At 40.4% G+C, this 6,273-nt stretch carries 8 protein-coding genes; all 8 read left to right on the plus strand.

Features of this window, described 5'->3' with window-relative positions; all coding sequences use genetic code 11:
- The first annotated feature begins 9 nt into the window (after positions 1–9).
- The 8 genes from pabA (at position 10) to lysS (ending at position 5,984) form a co-directional block, all read left to right on the plus strand.
- The gene (gene pabA / locus PQ474_RS19180; RefSeq protein ID WP_273846795.1) at positions 10–606 is read left to right on the plus strand and encodes an aminodeoxychorismate/anthranilate synthase component II; all 597 of its coding nucleotides are present in this window, start codon (positions 10–12) and stop codon (positions 604–606) included.
- Positions 591–1,451, plus strand: coding sequence for an aminodeoxychorismate lyase (gene pabC / locus PQ474_RS19185; RefSeq protein WP_273846798.1), 861 nt, complete (start codon positions 591–593; stop codon positions 1,449–1,451). The genes pabA and pabC overlap by 16 nt, the downstream gene beginning before the upstream one ends.
- A gap of 3 nt (positions 1,452–1,454) precedes the next feature.
- The gene (folP, locus tag PQ474_RS19190; RefSeq protein WP_273846800.1) at positions 1,455–2,285 is read left to right on the plus strand and encodes a dihydropteroate synthase; all 831 of its coding nucleotides are present in this window, start codon (positions 1,455–1,457) and stop codon (positions 2,283–2,285) included.
- Positions 2,286–2,648 (plus strand): dihydroneopterin aldolase, encoded by a 363-nt coding sequence (folB, locus tag PQ474_RS19195; RefSeq protein WP_273846803.1) that lies wholly within the window; start codon positions 2,286–2,288, stop codon positions 2,646–2,648.
- On the plus strand, positions 2,645–3,139 hold the full coding sequence (gene folK / locus PQ474_RS19200; protein ID WP_273846806.1) for a 2-amino-4-hydroxy-6-hydroxymethyldihydropteridine diphosphokinase: 495 nt from the start codon (positions 2,645–2,647) through the stop codon (positions 3,137–3,139). Before folB ends, folK begins: the two co-directional genes overlap by 4 nt.
- Entirely contained in the window at positions 3,124–3,324 is a 201-nt protein-coding gene (locus tag PQ474_RS19205; RefSeq protein WP_273846808.1) for a helix-turn-helix domain-containing protein, read from the plus strand. Before folK ends, PQ474_RS19205 begins: the two co-directional genes overlap by 16 nt.
- Before the next feature lie 25 nt (positions 3,325–3,349).
- Complete coding sequence (gene dusB / locus PQ474_RS19210) at positions 3,350–4,351, plus strand: tRNA dihydrouridine synthase DusB (RefSeq protein ID WP_273846810.1); 1,002 nt, start codon at positions 3,350–3,352, stop codon at positions 4,349–4,351.
- 133 nt (positions 4,352–4,484) lie between these two features.
- Positions 4,485–5,984: a lysine--tRNA ligase gene (gene lysS, locus PQ474_RS19215; protein ID WP_273846811.1), complete on the plus strand. Its 1,500-nt coding sequence runs from the start codon at positions 4,485–4,487 to the stop codon at positions 5,982–5,984.
- The last annotated feature ends 289 nt before the right edge of the window (positions 5,985–6,273 follow it).

Raw genomic sequence — 6,273 nt, forward strand, 5'->3', positions numbered from 1 at the left:
GAGAATGAAATGATTTTAATGATTGATAACTATGATTCATTTACGTACAATCTCGTTCAATATTTAGGAGAAATGGGACAAGAACTAGTGGTTCGTCGTAATGACCAAATTACGATTGAAGAGATTGAACAGATGAAACCTGATTTTCTGATGATTTCCCCAGGACCTTGTAGTCCGAATGAAGCAGGAATTAGTTTAAAGGCAATTGAATATTTTGCTGGGAAACTACCGATTTTTGGTGTGTGCTTAGGGCATCAATCCATAGCGCAAGTTTTTGGTGGTGATGTGATTCGTGCTGATCGACTCATGCACGGAAAAACATCTGAGATCACACATAACGGTGAATCGATTTTTGCAGGATTAACCTCGCCATTAACGGCCACTAGATATCATTCTTTAATTGTTAAAAAAGAAACATTACCCGACTGTCTTGAGATCACGGCGGAAACAGACGAAGGGGAAATTATGGCATTGCGACATCGTGAGCTTCCAATTGAAGGGGTTCAATTCCACCCAGAATCGATTATGACTTCAGATGGCAAGCAATTGTTGCGCAATTTTATTGATAAATACGGCAAGGAGAAATCAACGTGTTCGTCTATGTAAATGGTGCAATTGTACCGAAAGAAGAGGCACTAGTGTCTGCTTTTGATCATGGTTATTTATATGGTTTAGGGCTTTTTGAGACATTTCGTGTTGAAAATGGTCATCCCTTTTTGTTGGATGACCATTTTCAGCGTTTACAAGAAGGTCTCGAAACGTTAGGGATTGCTTGGTCGATGTCTAAATCTGAAGTCGTCAAGATTCTTAAAGAGCTTTTAGCAGCCAATCAATTGGATAGTGCCTATGTGAGATGGAATGTAGCTGCTGGAGCGGAGGAACTTGGCCTTTACACGGGGGAATATAGGGAACCAACTGTCATTGTTTATATGAAGCCACTCCCCGCTGGAAGTGCAGAAAAAGAAGCGAGCATCCTTTCGCTAAGGCGAAATACGCCAGAAGGTTCTTATCGATTAAAATCACATCATTATTTAAATAATGTGTTGGCGAAGCGAGAATTAGGCGATGCTATAAAAAGTGAGGGAATCTTTCTAACGGAAGAGGGATTTGTGGCAGAAGGCATTGTTTCGAATGTATTCTGGGTGAAAAACGGGATGGTTTATACACCGTCTATAGATACAGGCATCTTGGATGGAATAACAAGAAGGTTTGTTTTAGCTTTATTAGACAAAAAGTCGATTCCCTATGAAGTCGGCTTCTATCAGGAGAGCGAGCTTCTTGATGCTGATGAAGCTTTTATTACGAATTCTATTCAAGAAATTGTTCCGCTTTGTTCAATTAACGGCATAACGTTAAAAGGAGAGCGGTCCATCACGGGTGGACTCATGCGTGAGTTTGATCGATATCGAGATCAATTGTGGAGTCGATCGGAGATTTTTGGAGGTAGGTAAGTAATGAGTGAACAACGAACAAGAAATGAACAATTATTTCAAAAGTTGCAAGAGAAAACCTTAATAATGGGTATTTTAAATATCACTCCAGACTCATTTTCAGACGGAGGGAAGTTTGACGAAATAGACATTGCGATTGCTAGAGCAAAGCAGTTGGTAGAAGATGGCGCCGATATCATTGATGTTGGTGGTGAATCAACACGCCCTGGGGCAACACAAGTGGATGCTTTTGAGGAAATTCGTCGAGTGGTTCCTGTTATTAAAGCACTAGCGGCTGAACTAACGGTACCGATCTCCATTGATACATATAAAGCAGAAGTAGCGAAACAAGCATTAGAAGCGGGTGCAAGTATTTTAAACGACGTATGGGGAGCGAAGTGGGACCCGGAGATGGCAAAAGTAGCTGCTTTGTTTCAGGTTCCTATTATTCTTACTCATAATCGTAGAGAACAAGAATATAGCGATTTAATCAATGATGTAATCGCAGACCTTCAAGAAAGTGTGTCTATTTGCATGGATGCCGGAGTAGCTAAAGAAGATATTTTGTTAGATCCAGGTATTGGTTTTGCCAAAACGTATGAAGAGAATATGGAAGTGATGAGGCACCTTGATCAAATTGTTGATATGGGATACCCTGTTCTTCTTGGAACGTCGCGGAAATCCGTTGTTGCAAAAACGCTCAATCTCCCTGTTGATGAACGTATGGAAGGGACAGGGGCAACAGTTTGTTATGGGATCATGAAGGGGTGTCAATTGATGAGGGTCCATGATGTGAAGGAAATCTCTCGGATGGTCAAAATGATAGATGCCTTAGAGAGAAAGGAGATTCAATAAATGGATAAAATTTATATGAATCAGTTAGCGTTTTATGGCTATCACGGTGTCTTTGACGAAGAAAAGAAGCTAGGGCAGCGGTTTATTGTTGATTTAGTGTTACATTTGGATTTGGCACAAGCCGGCCAAACCGATCATCTCGATGACACGATTAATTATGGGGAAGTCTATGAAAAAGTAAAACAGATTTTGGAGGGCCAACCTTGTAAGCTTGTTGAGTCCGTTGCAGAACGCGTTGCAGCAGATCTACTAAATACCTTTGACCTTTTACAAATGTGCACAGTGAAAATCATTAAACCAGATCCACCTATACCTGGGCACTATCAATCGGTTGCAGTTGAAATAATGAGGGTGCGCAAATGAGTCATAATGTATATATTGCTTTAGGATCTAATATAGGCGATAGGTATGAACACTTAATGAGTGCGATTGAGCTTCTGAAGGAGCAGCCCCGTATTCAGTTCTTAACTAGTTCGTCTATTTATGAAACAGAACCTGTTGGCTATGTCGATCAGCAGTCTTTTTTAAATATGGTCGTAGCTGTGACGACGACTCTCGGTCCAAGGGAATTATTGGCTGTAACTCAATCAATCGAAGAGCGGTGTGGCCGCACGAGGGATGTGAGGTGGGGTCCTCGAACAATAGATCTTGACATTTTGCTCTTTGACCAAGAGAATATGGTGATGGAGAACCTTTCAATTCCTCATCCGAGAATGTGGGAGCGGGCCTTTGTAATCGTCCCGTTAATGGAAGTGTATCCAGATCTTTATGCCACGCATCTCAAGCAATCGATTCAAGAAATATATAAAGCATTACCAGATAAAGAAGGGGTACGAATATGGAGTCCAGAATGAACGGAAGAAGAATTCGAGCCTACCGCAAACTCAAAGGATACACCCAAGAAGAATTTGCAAAAGAAATAGGAATGTCTGTGTCTGTGTTAGGGGAAGTAGAGAGAGGCAATCGTCTACCAAGTGAGCCTATTCTCGAACGAATGGCTTTGATTTTAAATATAAGTAAGCAAGAATTGCATTCATAAGTTAAGGTGAGGTGAGGTGAGAGGTATGTTGAAGATAGGTAATATTGAAATGAAGAACCAAGTCGTTTTAGCGCCAATGGCTGGAGTCTGTAATCCGGCTTTCCGTTTAATAGCGAAAGAGTTTGGTGCAGGACTCGTTTGTGCTGAAATGGTAAGCGATAAAGCGATTCTTCACAAAAATGAAAAATCATTAAGTATGCTTTATGTAGATGAACGTGAAAAGCCATTAAGCTTACAAATCTTTGGTGGTGAAAGAGAAACATTAGTAGAAGCTGCTAAATTCGTTGATAAAAATACGAACGCTGACATCATTGACATTAATATGGGGTGCCCAGTTCCGAAAATTACGAAATGCGATGCGGGAGCGAGATGGTTATTAGATCCTAATAAGATTTATGAGATGGTTGCAGCGACGGTGGACGCTGTTGATAAGCCTGTTACGGTTAAAATGCGTATTGGTTGGGATTCGGATCATATTTTCGCAATTGAAAATGCACGTGCAGTTGAACGTGCAGGTGGTAGTGCGGTTGCTGTCCATGGTCGTACACGTGTGCAAATGTACGAGGGCAAAGCCAATTGGAATATTATTAAAGATGTGAAAGAAGCAGTAAACATTCCTGTCATTGGTAATGGCGATGTGACGACACCTCAAGAGGCACGTCGAATGCTTGATGAGACGGGAGTAGACGGAGTAATGATTGGAAGAGCAGCACTTGGTAACCCATGGATGCTCTATCAAACGATTCAATACCTCCAACACGGGGTAACTCCGAGTGAGCCAACTCCTCGTGAAAAAATGGATGTGTGCATGCTTCATTTAGACCGATTAATTAATTTAAAAGGTGAAAATGTAGCTGTACGTGAGATGCGTAAGCATGCAGCATGGTATTTAAAAGGAATGCGTGGCAATGGACGTGTTCGTGATAAAATTAATCGTTTTGAAACAAGAGATGATGTTGCAAAAACATTATATGATTTCATTGAAGAAGTAGAGGCGCGTGAGGTCGAAAAATCAAGCGCAGTTTGACTTTTTTGATTGACTTCACTATAATGCGTGTGTGATTAATATGCTGCCAGTGTGTATCACTGGCAGTTTTTCTACATAGAAGAAACGTCTTTAGATAAAATCCGAACTGAATATAGAGGAGATGGTGATCCAAATGACTCAGGAAATCGAGTTAAATGATTTATTAGCAGTACGTAGAGAAAAACTTAGCCAGTTACAGGAAAAAGGAAATGACCCTTTCGGTGGTCGCTTTGAGCGTTCGCATACAGCAAAGTCTATGAATGAAGCGTTTGGTGAAGAGACGAAGGAAGCTCTAGATGAAGTAACCCACGAAATTACATTCGCTGGTCGTATTATGACTAAGCGTGGAAAAGGTAAAGCGGGCTTTGCTCATGTACAAGATTTAACAGGACAAGTTCAAATCTATGTTCGCCAAGATGCAGTTGGGGAAGAGCAGTATCAACTTTTCAATACAATTGATATCGGTGATATTGTTGGTGTAACTGGTGTTGCATTCAAAACAAAGGTTGGCGAATTATCGATTAAAGTAACTGAATTTCAATTGTTATCAAAATCACTTCGTCCACTACCGGATAAATTCCATGGGCTAAAAGATATTGAACAACGCTACCGCCAAAGATATGTAGATTTAATTATGAATCCAGAAGTGCGTGACACATTCGTATTACGTAGTAAAATTCTACAATCGATGCGTCGCTATCTTGACTCTAAAGGATATCTAGAAGTTGAAACGCCAACCATGCACTCGATCGCAGGTGGGGCGTCAGCGCGTCCGTTTGTTACTCATCATAATGCTCTTGATATGACACTTTATATGCGTATTGCCATTGAGTTGCATTTAAAGAGATTAATTGTCGGTGGCCTAGAAAAAGTATATGAAATCGGACGTGTTTTCCGTAACGAGGGTGTATCGACAAGACATAACCCTGAATTTACAATGATTGAATTATATGAAGCGTACGCCGATTACCAAGATATTATGAAGTTAACAGAAGAGCTAGTAGCGCATATTGCCAGAGAAGTTCTTGGTACGACAACTGTCACTTATGGCGACTATCAAATTGAGTTAGAGCCACAATGGAAAAGAATCCATATGGTCGATGCGATTAAAGAGAAAACGGGTGTAGACTTCTGGAAAGAGATGTCGGACGCAGAAGCGCGTGCTATTGCGAAAGAACATAAAGTCCCTGTGAAAGAAACGATGACATATGGACATGTAGTTAATGAGTTCTTTGAGCATTTTGTCGAAGAAGATTTAATTCAACCTACATTTATTTATGGTCACCCTCTAGCGATTTCACCGTTAGCGAAGAAAAATCCAGAGGATCCTCGCTTTACGGACCGTTTTGAGTTGTTTATTGTCGGCCGAGAACACGCCAACGCGTTTACAGAGTTAAATGATCCAATTGATCAACGTGGACGTTTTGAACAGCAACTTGTTGAACGTGAACAAGGGGACGATGAAGCTCATATGATGGATGAGGATTTTGTTGAAGCACTTGAATATGGAATGCCTCCTACAGGTGGTTTAGGAATTGGGATCGATCGTTTAGTCATGTTATTAACCAATTCACCTTCTATTAGAGATGTGCTTTTATTCCCGCAAATGCGTCACCGTGAGCAAGGGGAATAAGAGAGTTAACGGCTGAGGCTAGTGAGATATCGCTAGCCTCATTTTTTTCTTTTAACTTTTTTTATAAAAGTACTTGCAATTGGTTTTTTATAATGGTATATTATTTCTTGTCGCTAAGAACGACATTAACGTTTTGAAAAAAACAACAAAAAACATATTGACAAACCTAATAAGGTTTGATAAGATATGAAAGTCGCCATGAAGCGACAAAATAGTTCTTTGAAAACTGAACAAAAGCCAAGCGAAAAGAGAAAACATGATTTTCTCGTCAATTTTTAGCAATTTAGTA

This window comes from Halalkalibacter alkalisediminis, assembly GCF_028610705.1.
GTDB classification, from domain to species: domain Bacteria; phylum Bacillota; class Bacilli; order Bacillales; family Bacillaceae_D; genus Halalkalibacter; species Halalkalibacter alkalisediminis.